Consider the following 25,282-nt stretch of genomic DNA (forward strand, 5'->3'; position numbering starts at 1 on the left):
TCCGGCGGCGTTAAATAGGAAAACTAGAGTGTATGTAAGCGGGTTGCCCCCCGCTCACAACCTCTTATTCAGCCGCTGGCGCGGAAGTGACCTTTAGGGAGCCACCTGCTTTTTCAACAGCTTCAACGGCAGATTTGGACGCGCCGGTAACTTCGATGTTGGCTTTCGCGGTGATTTCACCTTTTGCCAATACACGAACACCGTCTTTCACGCGACGGATCAGGCCAGAAGCAACCAGTGCTTCTTCGGTGATCGGCGCGGAAGCGTCCAGTTTCTTTTCGTCGATGAATTTCTGAATCAGGCCCAGATTTACAACCGCGAAAGCCTTGCGGTTTGGCTTGTTGAAGCCACGCTTAGGCAGACGTTGGTACAAAGGCATTTGGCCGCCTTCGTAACCCTTGATCGCAACACCAGAACGGGATTTCTGACCTTTGATACCACGGCCACCCATTTTACCTTTGCCGGAACCCGGACCACGTGCAACACGTGTACGTTTCTTGGCGGCACCTGGGTTGTCGCGCAACTCATGCAGTTTCATATCGCTTCTCCTTGCCGGAACTGACCCCTGAAGCGTAAGCGGGCCAAACACGGCTTTTCTTGATTTGTGATTCTGTGGCGTTTGAGGCCACTGGGGGCGTATAGGCGTAGTCTTTAAGGGAATCAAGTGGACTCAGTTCATTCAGCCATTCACCCATCCAACCCGGGGGTTTTTCATCAGGTAATTGGGGAACTGAACCAGCATATTTGAAGCGCCGTAATCTATTCCACCGCCGCAATTCTTGATGGTACAACCGCTCATCGCTAGCCCCCCAACATTAGTTGAGCTTTCGCTGAAAACAAACCGCTCTCCGCCGATGACAATATTGCCGGTGACTTTTGCATGCTCTCCTGAAAGATCTATTGTAAAAAAATTCTCGCCATGCCGCTTTCTAATTTTAAGATAATCGGCCCTGAACTCCACGTCCCAAAGACCTTGAGTATGAACCAGCACATCATTGTTGACTATTTTCAGCTCCGGCCAAAAGTCGTCTCTTGGTAGATAAACGCTGATCAAGCTTTGATTATCACGGACTGAATAACTGATTATGGATTGACCATAATAGCTGACTATGTTGGGCGTATTGATGAAGGTATTGGAGCCCAGAACAAACGAAGACTTTTCGCGATCAGTACCGAGCTCACCTCTTAGTTTTCCTTTGCCTTTATTCTCCGGTGCGGATTTTAACTCGTATTGTCGGTCTCTGTGCCATTTCGCCACTATTCGATGACATGTTGGACATAGTGCGATCATATCTTCAGGCCGGTTATGATGCTCTTCTTGCCAAGGTACGATGTGGTGATAGTCCAAAATTGGATTTCCACATTTCGCGCAGCCAAAAAATGCTTCTTGCCTTAATTGGGTCCGCACCGGCAGAGGAATGTATCTATGTTTTTCGGTCAATGCTCATCTCCTAAAATCAGCTGATAGAATAACCGATTTAATCAACTAAAGAAGCCCGGCACCGCCGGGCAGCGCCCGACCGCCCCCATGGGCGGGCGCTTTGCTTCCGCCCGCGGTCAAGCGATGCCCTCAATTCAGAAACCACATCCCCCAAAAAACAAAACGCCCCCCAAATGGGAGGCGTGAAAATCTCAAATGGTATGTCTCGGCTTATGCGCCGTAGACGTGCTCGCGTGCCAGATAGTGGATATCGTAACGAGAGATACCCAGATCGGACAGATCACGGTCAGACAGATCGCTCAACTCGCGTACGGTTGCGGCGTATTTTGCACGCAGCGCGCGGGCGGCTTTGAAGTCTGCGAAAGCCACACGAATGCGGTCTGCAAAGCTGATGGCGTTGTAAGATGTTGTTGCTACGGTTGCCATGTTCACGTTTCCTTAAAAGAGGACCAGGACCTATTTCCCGGTGATTTCACTTTGTTTCTCCTCGTGAGCCACAGATAGGCCGAGGGGTTAGCGCAAACAACTGACAATAAGGTCTGGCCGTTATGCAGTTGCAGCATGGCTGTTTTCAGGGCGTTCGTAGTTGCAGCATCGCCCCGAAAAAACTGCACAAAAAAACGCCCCCGGAAAAACCGAGGGCGTTTTGAAACCTAAGACCGGGCCAAAACCCGGCGCGGGCTTATTCTTTCTCTTCGATGATCTCAACAAGATGCGGGATCTTGTTGACCATGCCGCGCACGGAAGGTGTGTCTTCCAATTCGCGGGTGCGGTTCATCTTGTTCAGACCCAGACCGATCAGCGTTGCGCGCTGTTCTTGTGGGCGACGAATCGGAGAACCGATCTGCTTTACAACGATAGTCTTAGCCATTGTCCGCTCTCCTTACGCTTCTGCTTCCGCAGGCGCTTCGTCCTTGCGCAGGATGTCAGCAACTTTTTTGCCACGACGTGCGGCAACCTGACGTGGGCTCGCTTCGCCCTTCAGGCCGTCCAAAGTGGCGCGGATCATGTTGTATGGGTTCTGGGAACCGATGGACTTGGAAACCACGTCCTTCACACCCAGCATTTCGAACACGGCACGCATTGGACCACCGGCGATGATACCGGTACCTTCAGGTGCTGTGCGCATGATGACCTTGCCTGCGCCGTGACGACCTTCGACGTCGTGGTGCAACGTGCGGCCCTCACGCAGAGGAACACGGATCATCTGGCGTTTTGCTTGCTCAGTCGCTTTGCGGATCGCCTCAGGGACTTCTTTCGCCTTCCCTTTGCCGAAGCCAACGCGGCCTTTTTGGTCGCCGACGACAACCAGAGCAGCGAAGCCAAAGCGCTTACCACCTTTTACGGTCTTGGAAACGCGGTTGATCGCAACCAAGCGATCTGCGAATTCAGGTGTTTCGTCTTCGCGGTTACGACCGCGGCCACGACGATTTTCACGTTCTGCCATTTGGCATTCCTTCATATTCTGGCGCGCCTAGCGCCGTTAAACCAATCCTGGTGCCACGCCATTCAGCCCAGCCCGGATCATCGGGGGGACGCGAACGTCCCCCTCAAGTCTTAGACTTTCAAGCCACCTTCACGCGCGGCGTCGGCCAGGGCCTTCACTTTGCCGTGGAACAGGCGACCGCCACGATCGAAGTACGCTTCGGTGTGACCCGCTTTGACTGCACGTTCTGCAATCGCCGCGCCAACCTTGGCAGCTGCTTCGATGTTGTTTTTGCCAACAACGCCCAGATCTTTTTCCAGAGAGGAAGCCGATACCAGGGTGACCCCTTGAACGTCGTCGATCAGCTGAGCGCTGATGTTCTTGTTCGAGCGGTTCACGGACAAGCGAAGCTTGCCAACGTTGACCTTGCGAAGTTTGTTCCGGACGCGCAGGCGGCGCTTTAGGAACAGTTCCCGTTTGCTGTTTGCCATTTTGCTGGTCCTTACTTCTTCTTACCTTCCTTGCGGAAGATATACTCGTCTTTGTATTTGATGCCCTTGCCTTTGTAAGGCTCCGGCTTGCGCCATTCGCGGATGTTTGCCGCGACTTGGCCGACGAGTTGTGAATCGGTGCCTTCAATGATGATCTCAGTTGGCTTCGGTGCGGTGACCGTTACGCCTTCTGGAACTTCAAAGTTGACGTCGTGTGACAGGCCCAAAGACAGCTTCAGGATTTTGCCTTGTGCTTGTGCACGGTAACCAACACCAACGATCTCCAGCTCTTTTTTGAAGCCTTCGGTTACGCCGGTGACAAGGTTTTGCACAACAGTGCGGGACATGCCCCACTGCTGACGCGCGCGCTTGGACTTACCGCGAGGAGTAACGACAACAGCGTTCTCTTCAACGGACAGTGTCACATCGTCGGTTGCGGTGAAGCTATGGGTCGCTTTTGGACCTTTCACTTCGATGGTCTGGCCGGAGACAGAGGCAGTTACGCCGCTGGGCAGCTCGACCGGTTTTTTACCAATACGAGACATCAGCTTCTCCCTAGAAGACCGTGCAAAGCACTTCGCCACCAACATTGTTGGCACGAGCGTTTGCGTCCGACATCACACCTTTAGAGGTGGAGACAATCGACACACCCAAGCCCTGACGGACGGTTGGGATGTCATTGACAGCCATGTAAACGCGACGGCCAGGTTTGGAAACCCGCTTCACTTCACGAATAACAGGGGTGCCTTCGTAGTATTTCAGGCTGATTTCCAACGCCGGATGGCCGTCGGAACCAGTCGTCTTCTCGTAGCCGCGGATGTAGCCTTCGTCAGCCAATACATCCAGAACCCAGCCGCGCAGTTTCGATGCAGGCGAAGACACTGTGGACTTGCCGCGCATTTGACCGTTGCGGATACGGGTCAGCATATCACCGATAGGATCGTTCATAGTGTGCTCTCCTTACCAGCTAGATTTGACCATGCCTGGGATTTGGCCATTGGAGCCAAGTTCCCGAAGCGCGATACGGCTGACTTTCAGCTTACGGTAGTAAGCGTGCGGACGGCCGGTCAGTTGGCAACGGTTGTGCAAACGAGTTGCAGAGCTGTTGCGTGGCAATTTCGCCAGTTTCAGACGCGCTTTGAAGCGCTCTTCCATTGGCTTGCTTTCGTCGTTTGCGATCTCTTTAAGCTCGGCGCGTTTGGCAGCGTATTTAGCAACCAAAGCTTCGCGCTTTTTCTCGCGTGCGATCATAGATTTTTTAGCCATGATTTCCTCTCCCGCGCTTAAGCGTTGAATGGCATGTTGAAGTGTTTCAACAGGCTCTTTGCTTCCGCGTCGGTGTTAGCGTTGGTTGCAATTACGATGTCCATGCCCCAGTTCTCATCAACTTTATCAAAGTCGATTTCTGGGAATACGATGTGTTCCTTCAGGCCCATGGCAAAGTTGCCACGACCGTCAAAGGATGGCTTCACACCGCGGAAGTCGCGGATGCGAGGCATCGCGATGGTGATCAGACGATCCAGGAATTCGTACATACGTTCGCCGCGCAGAGTCACCTTTGCGCCCATCGGCATGCCGTCACGAACACGGAAGCCAGCGATGGAGTTTTTCGCAACTGTGGTCAAAGCTTTTTGACCCGCGATCAAAGTCAGATCAGCCTGAGCGGATTTGGCTTTCTTGGAGTCTTTTACAGCCGCACGACCGCAACCGATGTTCAGAACGATTTTCTCCAACTTAGGGATCATCATGTCGTTCTTATAGCCGAACTCTTCTTTCAGAGCGGCACGGATGCTGTCTTTGTACAGAGACTGCAGACGTGGAGTGTAGTCAGCGTTATCAAGCATCGATCACATCTCCTGTGGTTTTTGCGTAGCGCACTTTTTTGCCGTCTTCGACTTTGAAGCCAACGCGTGTCGCTTTGCCGTTTGCGTCCAGGAATGCCAGGTTGCTCAGTTGGATCGGCATAGCTTTTGGCTTGCGACCACCTTGATCAGTCTGGGATTGCTTTGTGTGACGGATCGCCATGTTCACGCCATCCACCACTGCTTTGCCCGCCTTAGGATCAACAGAAGAGATTGTACCCTCTTTGCCTTTGTCCTTGCCGGCCAGAACGACGACCTTGTCGCCTTTTTTCAGCTTAGCAGCCATCTTACAGCACCTCCGGCGCGAGTGAGATGATTTTCATGAAGTTCTTTGCACGCAGTTCACGAACAACTGGGCCAAAGATACGTGTACCGACTGGCTCACCTGCGTTGTTCAGGATCACTGCAGCGTTGCGATCAAAACGGATCGCTGTACCGTCTTCACGACGAACTTCTTTTGCGGTGCGCACGACAACGGCCTTACGGACGTCACCTTTTTTAACGCGACCACGTGGAATGGCTTCCTTAACTGAGACGACGATAACGTCACCTACAGATGCGTATTTACGCTTGGAGCCACCCAGAACCTTGATGCACTGAACTCGGCGAGCGCCAGAGTTGTCAGCAACATCCAGGTTTGTTTGCATCTGGATCATTTGGTTTCTCCCGACCTTTGGGAACGGCGATGCGTGCCATATGTTCCCAGGGTTTCGACTTTGTTAAGTCGTTCGGGAAGCTTGTTTGATTAAGCTTCCAGAACTTCCCAACGTTTCGTTTTCGACTTTGGTGCGCACTCAATGATTTTGACTTTGTCACCAACGTTGAAAGCGTTCTTCTCATCGTGAGCCCGGTATTTCTTGGACTTACGGATGGTTTTCTTCAGAACTGGGTGTGTAAAGCGACGCTCTACAGATACAGTTACGGTCTGTTCGTTTGCGTTGCTTGTGACAACGCCGCGAAGAATACGTTTAGGCATATCTCAAAGCTCCTTATTCTGCGGCTTGCGCGGCTTTTTCGTTCAGGATGGTTTTCACACGAGCAGCATTGCGGCGCGCCGCTTTGATGCCTGCAGTGTTTTCCAGCTGACCGGTTGCCTGTTGAAAGCGCAGATTGAAGCTTTCTTTTTTCAGGTTTGCGAGTTCTTCACGCAGTTGATCTGCGGACTTCTCGCGAAGTTCATTGGCGTTCATGTCGCCTCTTCCTTTCTTACACCAGAGGGCGCCTGACGATATGTTCAGGGTGACCCTTTGATCTGGTGGACCAAAACAAAACACACGAATCCCGTCGCCGGGAATCCGTGAGATGTGGCTCTATACGGGTGGCACAGGGTTAGGGCAAGGGAAAGATTCGGTTTTCTTGAGAAAAACAAGATGTTTGCGCGTGCTCTTGCGCGCTGCCCTCTGTGTAAAGCCGGGGCTGCGAAATAGGGAACAAACATACACCCAATCCACAACTTCCCCGCCCTGCCCGCGCGCGGTATAGACTCCGCATGTCACAGATTGAATCACTCTTCGTCACCCGCCTCTATCGCGCACCTTTATCCGAGTATGCTCCGTCCGTTGATGCAAAGGAACTGGAAACCTCTTGCATTGTCATCGCTGATGACGACGAGGCCGGCCAGGAATGGTGCGAGGAACAGGGCTATCCGGGCTATACATCCTATGCGTCCCTCACAGACCTGCCGTGGCGGTTCCCGATCTTTGCCGATCTCGTAAAGGTGCTTGATCAGCATGTCATGGCCTTTGCCAAAGACCTCGAATTCGATCTGGGCGAGGGCAAGCTGGTCCTCGAAGACCTCTGGATCAATATCCTGCCCGAAGGTGGCTCGCACGGCAGCCACATTCACCCGCATTCGGTCATTTCCGGCACGACCTATGTGTCGATGCCCGAAGGCACCAGCGCCCTAAAACTCGAAGACCCGCGCCATGCGATGATGATGGCCGCCCCGGCCCGCGTGAAATCCGCGCGGCGCGAGATGCAGAATTTCATCTATATGAAACCAGACGTCGGCGATGTTCTGCTTTGGGAAAGCTGGCTGCGCCATGAGGTCCCCATGAACATGGCCGAAGACGAACGTATCTCAGTCAGCTTCAACTACAAATGGGCTGAGTGAACCTGCCGGGCAAAACGCCCGACATTTCATTATCCAAGGGGCTTACCCAGAATGGCTCATCAATTCTTCGCCATTCAACATCAGCCGAGAACGCCACGGGATCGGGTTGCGCAGCGCGAAATGCGCCATGCAGGCATTTTCGGCTTCTTCCATCAGGTCCTGAATGCGCTCTGCTGGCTCATCACTCTCAATCAAAACATGGGTTTCAATGCCCTGCATCTTGCCGGTGGTTGTATGCCCAAGTTGACGCATGTTTGATAGGTTGGTTTCAAACCCGACCTTCTGTTCAATCTTCATCGACTTAATGTTGATACCCCGCGCCGTGTAGATATCCGTCAGATGGGTCATCAAACAGAAGCCAATCCCAGCACACATATAGGCCAAAGGCGGCGGCGCCGTGTCATCGCCAATCGGCGTCTGCTCATCGCAATAGAGCCGCACTGACGAAAACCCCGGAATATTCACCTGCACCACCCCGGTCTTTTTCTGTCGCTCTGTCGCTTCGGCGGTGAGGACGACCTCAAACTCCAGTGGCTCCGGCGGCTTGGCTTTCTTAAAGGGCTTGGAGTCAAATTGCGTCGGCTGCGGCAACGCGTCGTTGCGCTCTCCGACATGGAAAAACGTTTCCTCGCTCACGGGTCACTCCTGTCTGGTCTGAATTCCTGCGCCCTAGGGGCACAGCCCCACCTTTGCAGAGCACAGAGCGATTGGAAACCGGCCGAATATGAAGACCCGGCGAAACCCTATGCGCGCCGCAACGCGGCAGATGTGGCCTCGGCCAAGATCAACGACCCTGCCCCGCCAATAAACGCAGCCGCAAACCGGTTCAGCCGTTTCAGCGCCTTTGGCTGAGTCATCAAAGTCCGCGCCTTGGACGCCAACAGCATGTAGGGTGCAAGCGCAGAAAATATCACAAGGATCGTCAGCACGGACAAAATGGCCCATTGGGTCACGTGCACATTGTTCAAATCCAGCACCGTCGGCAAAAGCGCCAGATAGAACACAATGGTCTTTGGATTGCCCAGCGTCACGAAATAGCCTGCCAGAAAGGATTCGCCGTCAGACTGCGCGCGCGCCCTCTTTACATGGGTCAACGCGCCTTCGCTCGTCCAGAATTTGTAGGCGAGATACAGCAGATAAGCCGCGCCAAGGAATTTGATCACGATAAAGGCGCTGGCAAAGGTCTTGGCGATGGCCGCAAGGCCAACTACGGCCACCGTCAAATAGGTCACATCCCCAAGCGCAATCCCCGCCAAAAACATCGTCGACGCGCGCTGGTTCCCCCCAAGCGCCTGCCCGACCAAAGCGGCAATCCCCGGACCGGGAATGACAGCAGCAATGCCAAGCGCAGCGATATATGCAAAATAGGGCGCGAGAGTTTCCATGGTGGATGTCCTTTGGTCAGTAGGGCACAAAAGCACGCACCGTCTGTTCGCTCAAGCCCTTCTATTTCTCAGATTGCAAAATCAAAGATTTTGCAGCGCCCGAACCGCCCCCGTCAAACCATAGGTTTGCCTACGGCAAAGCGCGGGCACTTCGCTTCCACCCCGCGGTTCGGTCGTTGGGTTACTGAAACGCTCGGAATTCGTGCGGCACCCAAGTAGCACCATTTCACTTTCTTTCTTGGGCATGTTCAGGAAAAAAAGTCGTGTCTCTGTCTATTGGGTCTCGCGTCATTGAGTTCTCTCGCACGATTTGACAAACGAGTTCCCAAACCGGATCAAAGTCTGGATTTGACTTAGCCTTTGCTTTCACCAAATCATAAGGTTCACCTATCGTTTCCAGATCTGAAGCTTCATCGTCCGTTAGCTTGAGGTCGAAAGCCCTCTCTATTGCCTCCAGCAAATCTACATCATCCCCGTCACCAACAAGATCGACAGTATTCAGGCGCTCTGTCTTTCTCGGTTTCGAATATTGAATCAAAAAGATAATTGTCAGAACCAGAACGATAACGTTCAGGACCGGCCAAGCGCGGCATCCTTCCGCAATAGCGGCTAAAGCAACACCGTCACTTGGCCAAAGCACACCTGCAACATTCAAGACAGCGGTCATACCGAAAAGCGCCGCGGCACTCCATGAAAGCCACCGTTTCCTGAAATAGATTGCGAGTGCAAGCACAGCGATCAAAACCAACCCGAATGGGCTTGTGAAAAAGAAATAGAGTTCCCCGAACTGATCTACGACACCATCGTTAGGACTCCACCTTGGCCTAACCTTATCGCAAACTTCAGCAGCTGCTGACGATGCCAAACACGTAAATGCCTGTATGAACGGCCAAGCCTTGAACTTTAGGAGCATAATTAGTTCACTAAATATTTGATTGGTAAGTTAGAATACTCCTCGAAGTTATCTGACTTTGCGTAATCCATGCAAATCAAACATGCATTGGTGGTTGGAGCATCACAAAACAAAAAACCCCGTCGCTTGCGCGCCGGGGCTAATCTCATCGTAGGGTGGGGTTTCACCCCACCGCCACTTTTACCAGTCTTCGCGCAGAACGACGCGGGTTTTCACCGGGAGTTTCATCGCGGCCAGACGCAGCGCTTCACGCGCAACTTCGTCAGAAACACCGTCGATTTCAAACATCACGCGGCCAGGCTTCACCTTGCAGACCCAACGGTCCACAGAACCTTTACCTTTACCCATACGAACCTCGATCGGCTTTGCCGTCACTGGTACATCTGGGAAGATGCGGATCCATACGCGACCCTGACGTTTCATGTGACGGGTCATCGCACGACGTGCCGCCTCAATCTGACGCGCGGTGACACGCTCTGGGGTGGTGGCTTTCAGACCATAGGAACCGAAGTTCAGGTCAGACCCGCCCTTCGCCAAACCTTTGATCCGGCCTTTGTGCGCCTTGCGGAACTTTGTACGCTTTGGTTGCAGCATAACTTATGTCTCCCTTAGCGACGACCGCCTGCACCGCGAGGTGCTGGGCCGTCCTGGAGTTCTTGTGCTTTACGGTCACGCGCCGCTGGATCGTGCTCCATGATCTCACCTTTGAAGATCCAGACCTTGATCCCGATGATACCGTAAGGCGTCATCGCTTCGGAGTGTGCGTAATCGATGTCAGCACGCAGAGTGTGCAAAGGCACGCGACCTTCACGGTACCATTCGGTACGCGCGATTTCCGCGCCGCCAAGACGGCCTGCTACGTTTACGCGGATGCCCAGGGCACCCATGCGCATTGCGTTCTGAACAGCCCGTTTCATCGCACGGCGGAAAGAGACACGGCGCTCCAGCTGCTGAGCGATCGACTCGCCAACCAGCTGAGCGTCAAGCTCTGGCTTACGTACTTCAACGATGTTCAGGTGCAGTTCGGATGCGGTCATCGCAGCAATTTTCTTGCGCAGAACTTCGATGTCCGCGCCTTTCTTGCCGATGATCACACCTGGACGTGCAGTGTGGATTGTCACGCGGCACTTTTTGTGCGGACGTTCGATGATCACACGTGCGATGCCAGCTTGCTTGCACTCTTTTTTGATGAACTCACGGATTTTCAGGTCTTCAAGCAGAAGATCACCGTAATCTTTGGTGTCCGCGTACCAGCGGCTGTCCCAAGTACGGTTGATCTGCAGGCGCATGCCGACCGGATTGACTTTATGTCCCATTAGGCTTGCTCCTCTACTTGACGCACCTTGATGGTGATCTCAGCAAATGGCTTGATGATCTTGCCGAAACGGCCACGTGCCCGAGGGCGACCGCGCTTCATGGTCAGGTTCTTACCAACGTAAGCTTCTGCCACGATCAGCTCGTCGACGTCGAGGTTGTGGTTGTTTTCAGCATTGGCGATGGCGGACTGAAGACATTTCTTCACATCCTGAGCAACACGCTTGTTGGAGAAAGTCAGATCGGTCAGCGCCCGTTCCACTTTCTTGCCGCGGATCATGCCAGCAACCAGGTTCAGTTTTTGCGGGGAAGTCCGGAGCATGCGCAGTTTTGCCATTGCTTCGTTATCTGCCACGCGGCGGGGATTCTTTGCCTTGCCCATGACTTACTTCCGTTTCGCTTTTTTGTCAGCGGCGTGACCGTAATAGGTGCGAGTCGGGGAATATTCACCGAACTTCTGACCGATCATGTCTTCCGTGACGTTGACAGGGACGTGTTTCTGACCGTTGTACACACCAAATGTCAGGCCAACGAACTGTGGCAGGATGGTGGAACGACGGGACCAGATTTTGATCACTTCGTTGCGGCCGCTTTCGCGGGCAGCTTCTGCCTTTTTGAGGACATAAGAGTCAACAAAAGGGCCTTTCCAGACTGAACGAGACATAGATTAACGTCCCTTCTTCTTGGCGTGACGCGAGCGGACAATCAGCTTTTGCGACGCTTTGTTCTTGTTGCGAGTGCGCTTACCCTTGGTCGGCTTACCCCATGGTGTCACTGGGTGACGACCACCAGAGGTACGACCCTCACCACCACCGTGTGGGTGGTCGACCGGGTTCATAACAACACCACGAACGGACGGGCGGATGCCTTTGTGGCGCATACGACCGGCTTTACCGTAGTTCTGGTTGGAGTTGTCAGGGTTGGATACCGCACCAACGGTTGCCATGCATTCCTGACGGACCAGGCGCAGTTCACCTGAGGACAGGCGGATCTGAGCATAGCCACCGTCACGGCCTACGAACTGAGCGTAGGTGCCGGCTGCACGTGCGATCTGACCACCTTTGCCAGGCTTCAGCTCGATGTTGTGCACGATGGTACCGATAGGCATGCCAGAGAACGGCATTGCGTTACCTGGTTTGATGTCTGCCTTTGCAGACGCGACGACCTGATCACCTTCGGCCAAGCGCTGAGGCGCGAGGATGTAGGCTTGCTCGCCGTCTTCGTATTTGATCAATGCGATGAACGCGGTCCGGTTCGGGTCGTATTCGATCCGCTCTACAGTTGCCGCGACATCAAACTTGTTGCGTTTGAAATCAACGATCCGGTACAGACGCTTTGCGCCACCGCCACGACGACGAGAAGTGATCCGTCCGGTATTGTTCCGGCCGCCCGATTTCGTCAAACCCTCAGTAAGGGATTTGACTGGACGTCCTTTCCAAAGCTCCGAACGGTCGATCAGAACCAGCCCACGCTGGCCCGGCGTCGTCGGTTTATACGACTTGAGTGCCATGTTTACTGTCTTCCGTTTAGCAATGCGAGCTTGCCCTTATGATGGGTCAATCCCGCGATGTAAGCCCCCCACCTTGGAAAAATGGGTGACCGTATGAAGGGCCCCGAAGGTCCCGGTAAAAAAGGCAATCAGCCCCAGAACGAATCTGAGGCCGAATGCGATGGCTGCGTTTAGCAGGGATGGGGTTGGGTGTCTATTGTTCTTCTTCGGATATCAGAATTTTCAGGTGTTTCTTCAGATGCCCTATCGCTCTTTCCATAAAGAAGTGGAAACGAAGCTCACTTTGTTCTTCGCTAGATAAGCTTTCAAACTCCCATAGCATTGCTTTTACGGATAAATACTTTTCATCACCTTCTTTGGTGCGCTTAGTAAAGCTGTAGGGAACTGCCCCAAGAACAGCTATCGTCGTGGCAGCAATTGTTGTCGTGAAGGGGTCTACAATAAGATTGCGCCCCTCAAGCTCTCGTAGCTCTTCTGTCAGCCGCTCTTCTGCAACGGGTATCTTAAGCTTCTTGACAGGCGTGCCGAAGTTCTTTCGTATAGCCTGAAAAGAGCCAGGCTTGGCGCGTACGTACTGACTACCCGCATTTGAAAAATCTACAGGGTTACTTTTTAAGAATTCGGACATATGCCGAGAAATATACTCATTTATGTTTCGCAGCTCTGCCTCATATTGAGGCCCTTTTCTCTTCTTCTCCTGCAAATGCCAAACGTATGCAGCAAACACCAAGGGCCAAACGTATACAGACTTCCCAGTTACAAGGCAGGAAAATTCGTCACATTCAGGTTCATTTGGTCGTTCATGCGGATTGGTTAGAGAAAGAAGTCCGTAGGAAAATGGACTGATATCTGGGATTTTCATTATATCTATACCGTCAAATTCTTTTGTAAGATTAAATGTCCAGCAAACAGAAAAAGCCAGCGCTAATTCCGCCTTCGTTTGCCCACTTCACCAAAGAAAACTCGAACACCTTTTCTCGGTCACGCAAATAAAGATAACCTATTCGCCTGGCGGAACGCCGGGCAGCCCCCGACCGCCCCGGTTTCCCGAAGGCAAACCTTCGGTTTGACGGCGGGGGCTTCACCCCCACCCGCGGTCGGGAGCAGCCCTTGGTGATCGATGGCACTGTAGGGTGCGTGTTCACACGCACCGCTCCACCCAAGCCAAACGCAACATCGGTGCGTGAAATCACGCACCCTACCCTCGTCCGTAGGGTGGGGTTTCACCCCACCAACCCAAAACCGACGTAGGCCGGGCTTCAGCCCGGCTATCCCAACACCACCAATAAAAAAGCCGGGCTGAAGCCCGGCCTACGTGTTGCGACGTTGTGTTTGCTGCTACTGCACCATCGTGGGCGGGTTGGGGATAAGATGGCTCATGTCCATGCTCATGCCGGACAGACCTACATAGGCCACACCACCCAGCACGGCGACCATGGTGCCAAAGACGGCAACGGACAGCAAAACGCGCTGCAGCGCCTTTGCGTTGCGGTTGCGTTCCATTTCGTCCAGATGAGACATATACATAGGGCGATCCTCTATCCCGGGCTGTGTCCCTTTCTGTCTGGTCCTGAAATGTGGCGAATTGGGGGCGGCAACCCGTCGATTGCGAGGCGGCTGCAGATTTCAACCAAAGCGCGAACACCGTAGGCCGGGCTTCAGCCCGGACTACCAAATCAAAACACAGCTTCGGGTTTCACCCCACCAAATCCCGTGCCTCTTTGTAAGACAAGAGCCGCTTCCCATCCTCGTCCCACAGATGCAGCTTTGCTGTCTGCAGGCTTTCGCGGATCGTCAACCGCGCGCCCACGGCCAAATCTTTATGATCCCGCAGAACCTCCGGCAGCCGGTAAAACGGAATGCGGCTTTGCAGGTGATGCACGTGATGGATGCCAATATTTGCGCTGAGCCATTGCAACAGTGGCGGCAAGACATAATGCGAGCTGCCATGCAGCGCGGCTTCGTGCATGTCCCAGTCGTGTTCGTTTTCCCAATGGGCATGCTCAAACTGGTGCTGGACGTAGAACAGCCAGACGCCAATCGACGCGGCGAAAATGGTCGATGGCAGGAAAATCAGCAAGATCGGAGCCCAACCTCCGACCAAATAGATCGGACCGAGCAATGCCAGAAGGCCAAGGTTATTACCCATAGCGCTGATCCAGAACTTGCGTTGATCCATAAAGCCAAAGGGCAAGCGGTTCACCAGAAGGAACAAGATCCCCGGCGCGATGAGGAACGTCATGATCGGATTGCGATAGATGCGATAATACAGCCGCTCGAGCGTGCTAGCCTCATTATATTCGCGCACCGTCATCGTGCGGATATCCCCCAGCCCACGTCGATCCAAGTTGCCTGACGCGCTATGGTGAACGGCATGCGCGTGGCGCCACATTTCATAAGGCGTCACGGTCAGCACACCCAAACAACGCCCGATCCAATCGCCAAACTTTCGGTTTTCCACAAAAGACCGGTGCCCGCAGTCATGCTGGATCGCAAAGAGCCGCACCAGAAACGGACCGTTCAGCAAGGCAATCGCGACCGCCAGCCCATAGCTGATCGACATCGCCGCCCAGGCCAAGGCCCAGATCGTCACAAAGGGTACAAGAGTTGCGACCAGTTCAAACAAGCTGCGCGAGAGCTTCGGTGTGCGATACTTTGACAATATCCTAACCCACTCCTTTGCAGAGGTGGGCGTGGCCACTGACGATGATTTAGAGGTCAGATCAAACATGCGCTCGCTTCTTTGTCGTAACATCCAGCGACGCGATCATTGGCGTGTGCCAACTTAGGCGACTGACCCCCTCGGACGGCGTCCTGATGGCCCAGTAGGAAGTCAGAATATCGTTATCTGCAACTCAGCACGAGAGGCGTCCGCCCCATTTACGTTTTGGTCACAGTCTTGGCTCGAAAAACAAAAGCCCCCGCTTTCGCAGGGGCTTTCATAGAGTTTACCAACGCACCAATCAGAGACCGGTGGAGACGTCGATTGTGTTGCCCTCTTCGAGCGTCACATATGCTTTTTTAACGTCCTTGCGTTTACCCATGGTACCACGGAAACGCTTGGTTTTACCTTTGGTGATTGTGGTGTTCACAGCTTTAACCTTTACACCAAACAGCGCCTCAACGGCCTCTTTGATCTGTGGTTTGTTGCTGTCGATTGCCACTTCAAACACGATCGCACCGTTTTCAGACGCCATTGTCGCCTTTTCGGTGATGACCGGCTTGCGGATCACATCGTAGTGTTCTGCCTTCGCGCTCATTTCAGTCGAGCCTCCAGTGCTTCGATACCCGCTTTGGTGATCACCAGAGTGTCACGCTTCAGGATATCATAAACGTTTGCGCCCATTGTCGGCAGGATATCCAGACCTTCAATGTTGCGGGATGCCTTCAGGAAATCCTGGTTGGCTTCCGCACCGTCGATGACCAGCGCGCGTTTCCAGCCCAGGTTCTTCACCTGTTTCGCCAGAGCAGCGGTTTTGCCTTCGGTGGACGCGTCTTCGATCACAACCAACTCACCTGCTTTTGCTTTCGCAGACAGAGCGTGCTTCAGACCAAGCTTGCGGAACTTCTTAGGCAGGTCGTGGCCGTGAGACCGGACAACTGGGCCTTTGTAGATACCACCACCGCGGAAGATCGGCGCGTTACGGTCACCGTGGCGAGCGCCACCGGTGCCTTTTTGGCGATAGATCTTTTTGGTGGAGTAAGAAGTTTCAGACCGTGTCTTAACCTTGTGCGTACCCGCCTGCGCGTTGTTACGCTGCCAGCGCACAACACGGTGCAGGATGTCCGCACGTGGTTCCAGACCGAACAGATCTTCTGACAGCTCAACGGAACCCGCTTTGCCGCCGTCCAGTTTGATGACGTCTAGTTTCATGCTTCACCACCTTCCGCAGGTGCTTCTTCAGCAGGTGCTTCAGTTGCAGCAGATTTCAGGCCTGCTGGGAACGGAACGTTCTCAGGCAGTTTCTTTTTCACGGCGTCTTTCACTGTGACCCAGCCACCTTTGGAGCCAGGAACGGCACCTTTGATGAACACAAGACCACGGTCCGCGTCAGTTTTGACGACTTCCAGGTTTTGTGTCGTCACGCGAACCGCACCCATGTGACCCGCCATTTTCTTACCTTTGAAAACGCGGCCTGGGTTCTGACACTGACCGGTCGAACCGTGGGAACGGTGAGAGATGGACACACCGTGAGACGCACGCAGACCGCCGAAGTTGTGGCGCTTCATCGCACCGGCAAAACCTTTACCGATAGATGTGCCCGCAACGTCAACTTTCTGACCTTCAACAAAGTGCTCTGCAGAGATTTCTGCACCGACTTCGATCAGGTTTGCTTCGTCAACGCGGAATTCTGCAACCTTGCGCTTAGGCTCAACATTCGCTTTCGCGAAGTGACCACGCATGGCTTTAGATGTACGCTTTGCTTTGGCAGAGCCAGCACCCAGCTGAACAGCTGTATAGCCGTCACGATCATTGGTGCGCTGATCTACAACTTGCAGACCGTCGAGAGAAAGAACGGTTACAGGGATCTGCTTGCCGTCTTCCATGAACAAGCGGGTCATGCCCACTTTCTTTGCGATAATACCGGAACGCATATCAGACCCCTTATACTGAGATCTGTACGTCAACGCCCGCAGCCAGGTCGAGCTTCATCAGCGCGTCCACGGTCTGTGGGGTTGGGTTTACGATGTCGAGCAGACGCTTGTGCGTGCGGATCTCGAACTGATCGCGAGATTTCTTGTCAACGTGTGGACCACGCAGAACTGTGAATTTCTCAATTTTGTTTGGCAGTGGGATCGGGCCACGCACGTCAGCGCCTGTGCGCTTTGCGGTGTTTACGATTTCCTGAGTGCTTGCATCCAGCACGCGGAAGTCGAATGCCTTCAGCCGAATGCGAATGTTTTGACTTTGCATTTCGTCAGCCTTTTTTGGCGTCGGAGTTGAGAGGAGGACCAGCGACCACCGCAAACCCTCATCGAACCCAAAAGGCGGGAATCACCCCGCCTTGACGTTCCCAATAGGAACTCGGGCCGTATACGGGCTGTAACCCTAGGTGACAAGAGGTTTCGCGCGCGAAACGTGTTGTTTTATGGGCGTTCGGCGGGCTTGGGGTTTGTTAAGGTGCGTGGTCGGTGGGCGATGACGACGCCACAAATGCAAAATCGAAGATTTTGCAGCGTCCCCCTACTCAATCGCCTTGCCAAACTCCGCCGCGCGTTTGAATTCGCCTTTGGCCACCATCTCTTTGGCAAGGACAGACACTTCGCCAAGAGGCAATCCACGTAAAAGCGCCTCTTTGAAACGGGCTTGGGCTTCCTCAAATCTGTCCTCGCGGATCAATATCCTTGCGTCCACCAGCATGGCCCAAGGCAGCCACGCCCCTTCGGTCATCAGCGCGGGACCGACCGCCAGCCGTGCTTTGGGTGTGTCATCCTGCGATAGTGCAATTTCCGCCCGCAATTTGTGGAGGTACCCATCCGCGTCATTGTTGTGTTTGATCCCCTCGGTCGCATCCCAAGCAGGGTCAAATTGCTGATCCGTGTATAGAATTTCGGCCAGCCAATAGGTCACGTAATACTGATCGGCCTCATCGACCTTTGCTTCCGAGAGGACCGATACCGCCTCTTTCACACGCCCCATATCGCTGAGGATGCGGGCGCGCATGACATAGCCAGTGCTGCGATCAGCATAGTGTTCCATCAGGAAATCTGCGTCTTTCAAGGCCTGCCGGTAACGTCCAAGCGACCACAGACCAAAGCTGCGCCGTTCGTGAAACCAATGCAGCGCCGGGTCATCGTGATCAGTCAAGGCGATGGCTTCGCTTGCGTGATGAACAGAGCCAGTAAAATCTTCGAGTTCGTAAAGCGCGTTGGAAAGCCCGTAGTGGGCATTGATATCCTCATCCCAATTCTCCAACGCCTTTTTGAAACTGCTGCGCGCGGTGGCGAAATTCCCGGCATCATGGTTGATCCAGGCATGTTCGCGCAAAATCCAATTGGCTTCTGGGGCCATGATGATCGCCGTGTCGAAATAGGCGTTCAAATCCTCAAGCGACAGCGCGTCGATCCGGTACTGCGCTGAGGCCATGCCAGCGAGGCGAAAACCCGAAGGGTCCGCGCTGACGGAGTGTTCAAACGCCGTTGCAGCGGCAGCATAATCGTCCTGCGCAAAGGCGACCCAGCCCAGCCCTTCCTGTGCTGCGGCATCCCCCAAGACGAGGCCCATCATGCTTTCATATGCCGCGCGCGCCTCTTCCCACTGGTTCAAATCGCGATAGCTGTCGCCAATCACTTCAAGCAGATCGTGGCGCACCTTTTTAGAAAGATTGGCGTCTTCTAGGGCTTTTCGGCAGCCCTCAATCAGGCGTTCAGAGGTATCCTCCCGATCTTGGCAGAAGGTGACGTAAGTATTTTCGGAATCTGTGATCAGGGGTTTTGCCAAGACAGGGCTGCAGAAACACAGCACTGCTAGGACGAAATAAAGAGAACGTGGCATAAGTTTTATTTCCAAATTGATACCGCCAGATACCACGGACAAGAGTTTCAGAGCAATCCGCGCTGGTCGAGTTGTGCGCACTGTTTCCACAAGTCAAACCCCCTGGATCAGGCTTTGATCATAACAAATCTGTGATTGGAAAATCGCAAAGGCCCGGGCTTAGCGCGCGGGTCAGGGTTTTCAAGCCGCTTCCGAGCGCATTTTAGGCATCAACCCTCTGATCCAAATGCGCGACTCCCCCGTATCGCTCCTGATGTTTGACACATCGTGTTGAGACCAATGATGAAACCAAAGAGGAGACCTCATCTATGATCCGTGCAACAAGCTTTGCCCTGGCCCTGATGGCCGCCCCTGCCTTTGCAGGCGGAAATTCCAAAGACATCGTCGATACGGCTGTCGGCGCCGGAGATTTCGGCACTTTGGTTGCTGCAGTGCAGGCTGCGGGCCTCGTGGAAACGCTGAAAGGCGACGGCCCATTCACTGTATTTGCCCCAACCGACGAAGCCTTTGCCGCCCTGCCTGAGGGTACGGTTGAGAACTTGCTGAAGCCCGAAAACAAGGACCAGCTGATCGCGATCCTGACCTACCACGTGGTGCCGGGTAAAGTGATGTCGACAGATCTGTCTGACGACATGAAAGCGGCGACCGTACAGGGTGGCGAGATCACCATTGATCTGGACAATGGCGTGATGATCAACGACGCCAGCGTCGCAGCGGCGGATATCGTCGCGAGCAATGGCGTGATCCACGTGATCGACAAGGTGATCCTGCCGGACAGCTGATAGCTCTTTGTGCTTTTGAAGACTGGAAAGGCCGCTCATTTGAGTGGCCTTTCTTGGTTTGGTGGGGTGAAACCCCACCCTACGGATGGCTTTTCATCCGCATTGCTTCGCCAATACCAAATGCAAAATCGCAAATTTTGAAACGCCCGAACCGCCCCCGTCAGACCGAAGGTTTGCCTCCGGCAAAACGCGGGCGCTTTGCGCCCTTCCCTCGGTTCGTGCGCGGGATTTATTGGGCATCTCGCGAAATTTGCATCAACTAAGCAATGATTAAACGGAAAATATTATGAGCTGCCAGAACGATTACTGTTGCACACGATTGAAGTCCGATTTGGAACAGACATGCGCGTTGCACGCCGACAGATTTGAATGCCCAGATGCACTAATCAACAAATCTAAATACGGCTACGGCATCATCATTCACGATGGCGGCAGTAGTTCAATTTCGATTAGCTTCTGCCCTTGGTACGGCACTAAACTAGACAAATGAACGAACCATCTGTGTAATACTGTTCGTAGTCGGTGGGCTAAAAGCCCACCCTACGGGTGTTACCAAAGAGAGAAGGCCCCCCTTTCGGGAGGCCTTTCCGTAAGTCTTGCGTAAGGTGGGGTGTTACCCCACCGTCTGCGATTTACTCAACGATCTTGGAAACAACACCGGAACCAACGGTGCGGCCGCCTTCGCGGATCGCGAAGCGGAGGCCTGCTTCCATCGCGATTGGTGCGATCAGTTCAACGTCGAACTTCAGGTTGTCGCCTGGCATAACCATTTCTGTACCTGCTGGCAGGTTCACAGTGCCGGTCACGTCGGTTGTCCGGAAGTAGAACTGTGGACGGTAGTTCGCGAAGAATGGGGTGTGACGACCACCTTCTTCTTTGGTCAGAATGTAAGCTTCCGCTTCGAACTTGGTGTGTGGGTTCACGGAACCTGGCTTACACAGAACCTGGCCACGCTCAACCGCTTCACGGTCAACACCACGCAGCAACGCGCCGATGTTGTCGCCCGCTTCACCGCGATCCAGCAGTTTGCGGAACATTTCAACACCGGTACAGGTGGTTTTCTGCGTGTCTTTGATGCCGACGATTTCAATCTCGTCGCCAACGTTGATCACGCCACGCTCAACACGGCCGGTCACAACAGTACCGCGACCAGAGATCGAGAACACGTCTTCGATTGGCATCAGGAACGGCTCATCAACAGCGCGTGGTGGCTGTGGGATGTACTCGTCAACCGCCGCCATCAGTTCTGCGATTTTCTCGGAACCGATTTCTGGGTTACGGTCTTCCAGCGCCGCCAGAGCGGAACCTGCGATCACAGGGATGTCGTCGCCTGGGAATTCGTACTCAGACAGCAGCTCGCGGATTTCCATTTCAACCAGCTCAAGCAGCTCGTCGTCGTCAACCTGGTCCACTTTGTTCATGAAAACAACCATCGCAGGGATACCAACCTGGCGGCCCAGCAGGATGTGCTCACGAGTCTGTGGCATTGGGCCGTCAGCCGCGTTCACAACCAGGATCGCGCCGTCCATCTGCGCTGCACCGGTGATCATGTTTTTCACGTAGTCAGCGTGGCCTGGGCAGTCAACGTGTGCGTAGTGACGTGCTTCGGTTTCATATTCCACGTGCGCGGTGGAGATGGTGATGCCGCGTGCTTTTTCTTCTGGTGCGCCGTCGATTTCGTCGTAGGCTTTGAAGTCACCAAATTGCTTGGTGATCGCTGCGGTCAGCGTAGTTTTACCGTGGTCAACGTGGCCGATTGTGCCGATGTTGCAGTGCGGTTTGGAACGTTCAAACTTTTCCTTAGCCATGATGGCCTCCTATTTGGGGATGCCGGGCTGAAGCCCGGCCTACAGTGGGTGGGTAGGGCGGGTTTCCCCGCCGCCCCCGTTAAGCAAATTTCGCCTGAATTTCTTCAGAGATGTTGTTTGGCACTGGGTCGTAGTGGTCAAACTGCATGGTGAACTGCGCGCGGCCAGAAGACATCGAACGCAGTGTGTTGATGTAGCCGAACATGTTCGCCAGAGGCACAAATGCGTCGATCGCAACCGCGTTACCACGTGGTTCCTGACCGGACACTTGACCGCGACGGGATGTCAGGTCGCCGATGATGCCGCCGGTGTACTCTTCAGGAGTGATCACCTCGACCTTCATCATTGGTTCCAGCAGTTTCGCACCCGCCAGTTTCATACCTTCACGCATACACATACGCGCTGCGATTTCGAAGGCCAGAACGGAGGAGTCAACGTCGTGGAACTTACCGTCGATCAGAGCAACCTTGAAGTCGATCACTGGGAAGCCTGCCAGAGGGCCGGAGTCCATGACAGACTGGATGCCTTTTTCAACACCCGGGATGTATTCCTTCGGAACAGCACCACCAACGATGCGGCTTTCGAAAGAGTAACCCTCGCCCGGCTCGGTTGGCGTGATGATGAGTTTGACCTCAGCATACTGACCAGAACCACCAGACTGTTTCTTGTGGGTGTAGGTGTGCTCGACTTCGTGGCCGATGGTTTCACGGTATGCAACCTGTGGTGCACCGATGTTCGCCTCAACCTTGAATTCACGCTTCAGACGGTCAACCAGGATGTCCAAGTGCAGTTCGCCCATGCCCTTCATGATGGTCTGACCGGATTCCAGGTCAGTTTCCACACGGAAGGATGGATCTTCGGCTGCCAGACGCTGCAGACCCTGAGACATTTTCTCTTGGTCGGCTTTGGTCTTTGGCTCAACTGCGATCTCGATCACCGGATCTGGGAAGGTCATGGTTTCCAGAACCACAGGATCGTTGACAGCGCAGAGCGTGTCACCGGTTGTGGTGTCTTTCAGACCTGCCAGCGCGATGATGTCACCGGCGAATGCTTCGGTGATTTCTTCACGGTTGTTGGAGTGCATCATCATCATACGACCGATGCGCTCTTTACGGCCTTTGGTGGAGTTCAGCAGCGTGTCGCCTTTGTTCAGCGTACCAGAGTAGATACGTGTGAAGGTCAGGGAGCCAACGAACGGGTCGTTCATGATTTTGAACGCCAGACCAGAGAAGGCCATGTCGTCATCCGCGCGGCGCGCGATGTTACGAACTTCGTCTTCGTCGCCTGGTTTGAAGCCCATGTAATCAACAACGTCCAGTGGGGACGGCAGATAGTCGATCACAGCGTTGAGCAGTGGCTGAACACCTTTGTTTTTGAACGCAGAACCACCCAGAACCGGCACAAATGCCATTTCCAGAGTACCTTTACGCAGCAGTTTGCGCAGGGTTGGAACGTCAGGCTCTTCGCCTTCCAGGTAAGCTTCCATCGCGTCGTCGTCCATTTCGACGGCCGCTTCGATCATCTTACCGCGCCATTCTTCGGCCATGTCTTTCAACTCGGCACGAATTTCACGCTTGTCCCAGGATGCGCCCAGATCTTCGCCTTCGTAGACCCATTCTTGCATGGTCACGAGGTCAACCAGACCTTCCAGCTCGGTTTCAGAACCGATAGGAATGCCAACAGGCACGGCAGTTGCGCCTGTGCGGTCTTCGATCATGTTAACGCAGTTGAAGAAGTCCGCGCCGATCTTGTCCATTTTGTTAACGAACACGATACGTGGAACTTTGTAGCGGTCAGCCTGACGCCAAACGGTTTCAGTCTGAGGCTCAACACCTGCGTTTGCGTCCAGAACACAAACCGCACCGTCGAGAACCGCCAAGGAACGTTCAACTTCGATGGTGAAGTCAACGTGGCCCGGGGTGTCGATGATGTTCAAGCGGTGCTTAGGAGTGTCGGCAGTAACGCCGTCCTCTGTGCGTTCCCAGAAAGTGGTGGTTGCAGCAGAAGTGATGGTGATACCACGTTCCTGTTCCTGCTCCATCCAGTCCATGGTCGCCGCACCATCGTGCACTTCGCCGATGTTGTGGGATTTACCTGTGTAATACAGGATGCGCTCGGAACAGGTGGTTTTACCCGCATCGATGTGCGCCATGATACCGAAGTTACGGTAGTGGTTAAGGGTATAGTCGCGTGCCATTGGTCAAATAAGCCTTTTGGGATTACCAGCGATAATGGCTGAAAGCTTTGTTCGCTTCGGCCATCTTGTGAGTATCTTCGCGCTTCTTCACGGCAGTACCGCGAGAGTTTACGGCGTCCAGAAGCTCACCTGCGAGGCGCTCTTCCATGGTGTTTTCGTTGCGCTTACGGGACGCGGTGATCAGCCAGCGGATGGCCAATGCTTCGCGGCGCTCTGGGCGCACGTCAACAGGCACCTGGTAGGTCGCACCACCCACACGACGAGAGCGAACCTCGACGGATGGTTTGATGTTGTCCAACGCTTCGTGGAACACTTCGACAGGCGCGCGTTTTACTTTTGCTTCAACGCGATCCAGCGCGTTGTAAACGATTTTTTCTGCGACGGATTTTTTGCCATCGATCATGAGGTTGTTCATGAACTTGGACAGAACGCGGTCACCAAACTTTGCGTCTGGCAGGATTTCGCGTTTTTCAGCAGCGTGACGACGAGACATCTATAAATATCCTTCTTACTTAGGACGCTTCGCGCCGTACTTGGAGCGACGTTGCTTACGGTCTTTAACGCCCTGAGTATCCAGAACACCGCGCAGGATGTGGTAACGAACACCTGGAAGGTCTTTTACACGGCCGCCACGGATCAGAACCACAGAGTGTTCCTGAAGGTTGTGGGATTCACCTGGGATGTAAGAGATGACTTCGTAACCGTTGGTCAGACGAACCTTCGCAACTTTACGCATCGCGGAGTTCGGTTTCTTCGGTGTGGTGGTGTAAACGCGTGTGCAAACGCCGCGTTTCTGTGGGCACTGCTCCAAGTGCTGCGACTTGGAGCGCTTGATTTTAGGCTGACGCGGTTTGCGGATCAGCTGTTGGATCGTTGGCATAGGGGCTTCCCGTTTCCTAACTCATTCTGCATGGGTTGCCCCACACGGTTCTCATATTCTGCCGCCACGCGTTGCCACATAGCGAAAAGCCGCAAATGTTCCCATTCCGAGGCGAACATCGCGGTTAGTTTCCAGAGGGTGCACGCTTCAAAGTAGCGCGGACCTTAGCCACTGAAATTTTGATTTCGGCGCAAGGCGCACTACGCCCATGACCGGATAGGCGCGCGTATAGGGGGAGTCGGGAGGGTTGTCAACCGGAGGTAGCCGATCCCGCAGGTAGTGAACGGCCCAAGATTAGACCACTTTCTAGTAGGCCCGCTACCAAATGCCCTTCGCAAGTGCTGGCAGAAATCGCCCTTACCTAACCTGTGGTCATTTCACATGACAACAGGGTTGCCCTGACAGGTCTAAGCTGACCCTTAATTCGCCCCCTTCAAAGGAGACCCAGCATGGATCCGACATATATTTTAACATCCGGGATCAACGCCACACCTCAACAGTCAGGCCACTCTGCCGCTGAAATTGATGAGTTCTACAAGCGCCACGGGGTCGCGTGGTACACTGTGCTGATCGCCCCTGTCAGCAAGATTCGCGCCGCCTTACAAAGGCGTCGGCCCGAGGCAAATGCCGTTGGAGATTTGGCCCATGAGCCACGATAGTTTAA

General features: G+C 53.9%; 38 protein-coding genes. 4 read left to right on the plus strand and 34 right to left on the minus strand.

Annotated features, from left to right (window positions below; translation table 11 throughout):
• Positions 1-64 precede the first annotated feature (64 nt).
• From rplO to rpmC, 14 genes are all read right to left on the minus strand, one after another.
• Entirely contained in the window at positions 65-538 is a 474-nt protein-coding gene (gene rplO / locus BUA39_RS05520) for a 50S ribosomal protein L15 (RefSeq protein ID WP_072791817.1), read from the minus strand.
• A 141-nt stretch (positions 539-679) separates the two neighbouring features.
• Entirely contained in the window at positions 680-1,441 is a 762-nt protein-coding gene (locus BUA39_RS05525) for an HNH endonuclease (RefSeq protein WP_072791818.1), read from the minus strand.
• A 210-nt stretch (positions 1,442-1,651) separates the two neighbouring features.
• Positions 1,652-1,867, minus strand: coding sequence for a DUF1127 domain-containing protein (locus BUA39_RS05530; RefSeq protein ID WP_072791820.1), 216 nt, complete (start codon positions 1,865-1,867; stop codon positions 1,652-1,654).
• 256 nt (positions 1,868-2,123) lie between these two features.
• On the minus strand, positions 2,124-2,312 hold the full coding sequence (gene rpmD, locus BUA39_RS05535) for a 50S ribosomal protein L30 (RefSeq protein ID WP_072791821.1): 189 nt from the start codon (positions 2,310-2,312) through the stop codon (positions 2,124-2,126).
• Positions 2,313-2,324: 12 nt separating this feature from the next.
• On the minus strand, positions 2,325-2,888 hold the full coding sequence (gene rpsE, locus BUA39_RS05540; RefSeq protein ID WP_072791823.1) for a 30S ribosomal protein S5: 564 nt from the start codon (positions 2,886-2,888) through the stop codon (positions 2,325-2,327).
• Positions 2,889-2,998: 110 nt separating this feature from the next.
• On the minus strand, positions 2,999-3,358 hold the full coding sequence (gene rplR / locus BUA39_RS05545) for a 50S ribosomal protein L18 (RefSeq protein WP_072791824.1): 360 nt from the start codon (positions 3,356-3,358) through the stop codon (positions 2,999-3,001).
• Between the two features lie 11 nt (positions 3,359-3,369).
• Entirely contained in the window at positions 3,370-3,903 is a 534-nt protein-coding gene (rplF, locus tag BUA39_RS05550; RefSeq protein WP_072791826.1) for a 50S ribosomal protein L6, read from the minus strand.
• 10 nt (positions 3,904-3,913) lie between these two features.
• Entirely contained in the window at positions 3,914-4,306 is a 393-nt protein-coding gene (gene rpsH / locus BUA39_RS05555; protein ID WP_072791827.1) for a 30S ribosomal protein S8, read from the minus strand.
• 12 nt (positions 4,307-4,318) lie between these two features.
• Entirely contained in the window at positions 4,319-4,624 is a 306-nt protein-coding gene (rpsN, locus tag BUA39_RS05560) for a 30S ribosomal protein S14 (protein WP_072791829.1), read from the minus strand.
• Between the two features lie 17 nt (positions 4,625-4,641).
• Complete coding sequence (gene rplE, locus BUA39_RS05565; protein WP_072791830.1) at positions 4,642-5,202, minus strand: 50S ribosomal protein L5; 561 nt, start codon at positions 5,200-5,202, stop codon at positions 4,642-4,644.
• Complete coding sequence (rplX, locus tag BUA39_RS05570) at positions 5,195-5,506, minus strand: 50S ribosomal protein L24 (RefSeq protein WP_072791832.1); 312 nt, start codon at positions 5,504-5,506, stop codon at positions 5,195-5,197. Before rplX ends, rplE begins: the two co-directional genes overlap by 8 nt.
• 1 nt (position 5,507) lies before the next feature.
• The gene (gene rplN / locus BUA39_RS05575) at positions 5,508-5,876 is read right to left on the minus strand and encodes a 50S ribosomal protein L14 (protein WP_035248467.1); all 369 of its coding nucleotides are present in this window, start codon (positions 5,874-5,876) and stop codon (positions 5,508-5,510) included.
• Positions 5,877-5,965: 89 nt separating this feature from the next.
• On the minus strand, positions 5,966-6,196 hold the full coding sequence (rpsQ, locus tag BUA39_RS05580; protein ID WP_072791833.1) for a 30S ribosomal protein S17: 231 nt from the start codon (positions 6,194-6,196) through the stop codon (positions 5,966-5,968).
• Between the two features lie 13 nt (positions 6,197-6,209).
• Positions 6,210-6,410, minus strand: a complete 201-nt coding sequence (rpmC, locus tag BUA39_RS05585) for a 50S ribosomal protein L29 (protein WP_058313886.1) — start codon at positions 6,408-6,410, stop codon at positions 6,210-6,212.
• Between the two features lie 299 nt (positions 6,411-6,709).
• Here rpmC and BUA39_RS05590 point away from each other — a divergent pair, with 299 nt between their 5' ends.
• Entirely contained in the window at positions 6,710-7,333 is a 624-nt protein-coding gene (locus BUA39_RS05590) for a TIGR02466 family protein (protein ID WP_072791835.1), read from the plus strand.
• 42 nt (positions 7,334-7,375) lie between these two features.
• Here the strand turns inward: BUA39_RS05590 and BUA39_RS05595 are convergent, their stop codons facing one another.
• From BUA39_RS05595 to BUA39_RS05670, 16 genes are all read right to left on the minus strand, one after another.
• Positions 7,376-7,969 (minus strand): OsmC family protein, encoded by a 594-nt coding sequence (locus BUA39_RS05595; RefSeq protein ID WP_072791836.1) that lies wholly within the window; start codon positions 7,967-7,969, stop codon positions 7,376-7,378.
• Between the two features lie 107 nt (positions 7,970-8,076).
• Positions 8,077-8,718 (minus strand): LysE family translocator, encoded by a 642-nt coding sequence (locus BUA39_RS05600; RefSeq protein ID WP_072791838.1) that lies wholly within the window; start codon positions 8,716-8,718, stop codon positions 8,077-8,079.
• 226 nt (positions 8,719-8,944) lie between these two features.
• Positions 8,945-9,385, minus strand: coding sequence for a hypothetical protein (locus BUA39_RS16710; RefSeq protein WP_131814571.1), 441 nt, complete (start codon positions 9,383-9,385; stop codon positions 8,945-8,947).
• Positions 9,386-9,811: 426 nt separating this feature from the next.
• Positions 9,812-10,225: a 50S ribosomal protein L16 gene (rplP, locus tag BUA39_RS05610; protein ID WP_072791841.1), complete on the minus strand. Its 414-nt coding sequence runs from the start codon at positions 10,223-10,225 to the stop codon at positions 9,812-9,814.
• Between the two features lie 14 nt (positions 10,226-10,239).
• Positions 10,240-10,947: a 30S ribosomal protein S3 gene (gene rpsC / locus BUA39_RS05615; RefSeq protein ID WP_072791842.1), complete on the minus strand. Its 708-nt coding sequence runs from the start codon at positions 10,945-10,947 to the stop codon at positions 10,240-10,242.
• Positions 10,947-11,327 (minus strand): 50S ribosomal protein L22, encoded by a 381-nt coding sequence (rplV, locus tag BUA39_RS05620; RefSeq protein WP_072791844.1) that lies wholly within the window; start codon positions 11,325-11,327, stop codon positions 10,947-10,949. The genes rpsC and rplV overlap by 1 nt, the downstream gene beginning before the upstream one ends.
• Before the next feature lie 3 nt (positions 11,328-11,330).
• Positions 11,331-11,609: a 30S ribosomal protein S19 gene (rpsS, locus tag BUA39_RS05625; protein WP_072791845.1), complete on the minus strand. Its 279-nt coding sequence runs from the start codon at positions 11,607-11,609 to the stop codon at positions 11,331-11,333.
• Between the two features lie 3 nt (positions 11,610-11,612).
• Positions 11,613-12,455 (minus strand): 50S ribosomal protein L2, encoded by an 843-nt coding sequence (gene rplB, locus BUA39_RS05630; RefSeq protein WP_072791847.1) that lies wholly within the window; start codon positions 12,453-12,455, stop codon positions 11,613-11,615.
• Between the two features lie 193 nt (positions 12,456-12,648).
• Positions 12,649-13,317 carry a hypothetical protein gene (locus BUA39_RS05635; RefSeq protein WP_131814572.1) on the minus strand — a complete coding sequence of 223 codons (669 nt, stop codon included), beginning with the start codon at positions 13,315-13,317 and terminating at the stop codon, positions 12,649-12,651.
• 476 nt (positions 13,318-13,793) lie between these two features.
• Positions 13,794-13,982, minus strand: coding sequence for a hypothetical protein (locus BUA39_RS05640; RefSeq protein WP_072791851.1), 189 nt, complete (start codon positions 13,980-13,982; stop codon positions 13,794-13,796).
• 169 nt (positions 13,983-14,151) lie between these two features.
• On the minus strand, positions 14,152-15,186 hold the full coding sequence (locus BUA39_RS05645; protein WP_072791853.1) for a fatty acid desaturase: 1,035 nt from the start codon (positions 15,184-15,186) through the stop codon (positions 14,152-14,154).
• Between the two features lie 232 nt (positions 15,187-15,418).
• On the minus strand, positions 15,419-15,715 hold the full coding sequence (locus BUA39_RS05650) for a 50S ribosomal protein L23 (RefSeq protein ID WP_072791855.1): 297 nt from the start codon (positions 15,713-15,715) through the stop codon (positions 15,419-15,421).
• The gene (gene rplD, locus BUA39_RS05655) at positions 15,712-16,329 is read right to left on the minus strand and encodes a 50S ribosomal protein L4 (RefSeq protein WP_072791856.1); all 618 of its coding nucleotides are present in this window, start codon (positions 16,327-16,329) and stop codon (positions 15,712-15,714) included. Before rplD ends, BUA39_RS05650 begins: the two co-directional genes overlap by 4 nt.
• Positions 16,326-17,051 (minus strand): 50S ribosomal protein L3, encoded by a 726-nt coding sequence (rplC, locus tag BUA39_RS05660; protein ID WP_072791858.1) that lies wholly within the window; start codon positions 17,049-17,051, stop codon positions 16,326-16,328. Before rplC ends, rplD begins: the two co-directional genes overlap by 4 nt.
• A 10-nt stretch (positions 17,052-17,061) precedes the next feature.
• Positions 17,062-17,370, minus strand: a complete 309-nt coding sequence (rpsJ, locus tag BUA39_RS05665) for a 30S ribosomal protein S10 (RefSeq protein WP_072791859.1) — start codon at positions 17,368-17,370, stop codon at positions 17,062-17,064.
• 270 nt (positions 17,371-17,640) lie between these two features.
• Positions 17,641-18,951: a tetratricopeptide repeat protein gene (locus BUA39_RS05670; RefSeq protein ID WP_072791861.1), complete on the minus strand. Its 1,311-nt coding sequence runs from the start codon at positions 18,949-18,951 to the stop codon at positions 17,641-17,643.
• A 308-nt stretch (positions 18,952-19,259) separates the two neighbouring features.
• On the opposite strand from BUA39_RS05670, the gene BUA39_RS05675 reads away from it, so the two are divergent.
• Positions 19,260-19,733 (plus strand): fasciclin domain-containing protein, encoded by a 474-nt coding sequence (locus BUA39_RS05675; RefSeq protein WP_072791862.1) that lies wholly within the window; start codon positions 19,260-19,262, stop codon positions 19,731-19,733.
• 286 nt (positions 19,734-20,019) lie between these two features.
• Positions 20,020-20,223, plus strand: coding sequence for a DUF6980 family protein (locus tag BUA39_RS17090; protein ID WP_072791865.1), 204 nt, complete (start codon positions 20,020-20,022; stop codon positions 20,221-20,223).
• Positions 20,224-20,365: 142 nt separating this feature from the next.
• Here the strand turns inward: BUA39_RS17090 and tuf are convergent, their stop codons facing one another.
• The 4 genes from tuf to rpsL all read right to left on the minus strand — a co-directional run bounded on the left by tuf (position 20,366) and on the right by rpsL (position 24,618).
• Positions 20,366-21,541, minus strand: a complete 1,176-nt coding sequence (tuf, locus tag BUA39_RS05690; RefSeq protein WP_072791867.1) for an elongation factor Tu — start codon at positions 21,539-21,541, stop codon at positions 20,366-20,368.
• Positions 21,542-21,620: 79 nt separating this feature from the next.
• Positions 21,621-23,738 (minus strand): elongation factor G, encoded by a 2,118-nt coding sequence (gene fusA, locus BUA39_RS05695; RefSeq protein ID WP_072791868.1) that lies wholly within the window; start codon positions 23,736-23,738, stop codon positions 21,621-21,623.
• A 22-nt stretch (positions 23,739-23,760) separates the two neighbouring features.
• Positions 23,761-24,231: a 30S ribosomal protein S7 gene (gene rpsG / locus BUA39_RS05700; protein WP_072791870.1), complete on the minus strand. Its 471-nt coding sequence runs from the start codon at positions 24,229-24,231 to the stop codon at positions 23,761-23,763.
• A 15-nt stretch (positions 24,232-24,246) separates the two neighbouring features.
• Complete coding sequence (rpsL, locus tag BUA39_RS05705; RefSeq protein ID WP_054000841.1) at positions 24,247-24,618, minus strand: 30S ribosomal protein S12; 372 nt, start codon at positions 24,616-24,618, stop codon at positions 24,247-24,249.
• A gap of 449 nt (positions 24,619-25,067) precedes the next feature.
• On the opposite strand from rpsL, the gene BUA39_RS05710 reads away from it, so the two are divergent.
• Positions 25,068-25,277: a hypothetical protein gene (locus BUA39_RS05710; RefSeq protein WP_072791871.1), complete on the plus strand. Its 210-nt coding sequence runs from the start codon at positions 25,068-25,070 to the stop codon at positions 25,275-25,277.
• The last annotated feature ends 5 nt before the right edge of the window (positions 25,278-25,282 follow it).

This window comes from Cognatishimia maritima (genome assembly GCF_900129685.1).
GTDB lineage: Bacteria > Pseudomonadota > Alphaproteobacteria > Rhodobacterales > Rhodobacteraceae > Cognatishimia > Cognatishimia maritima.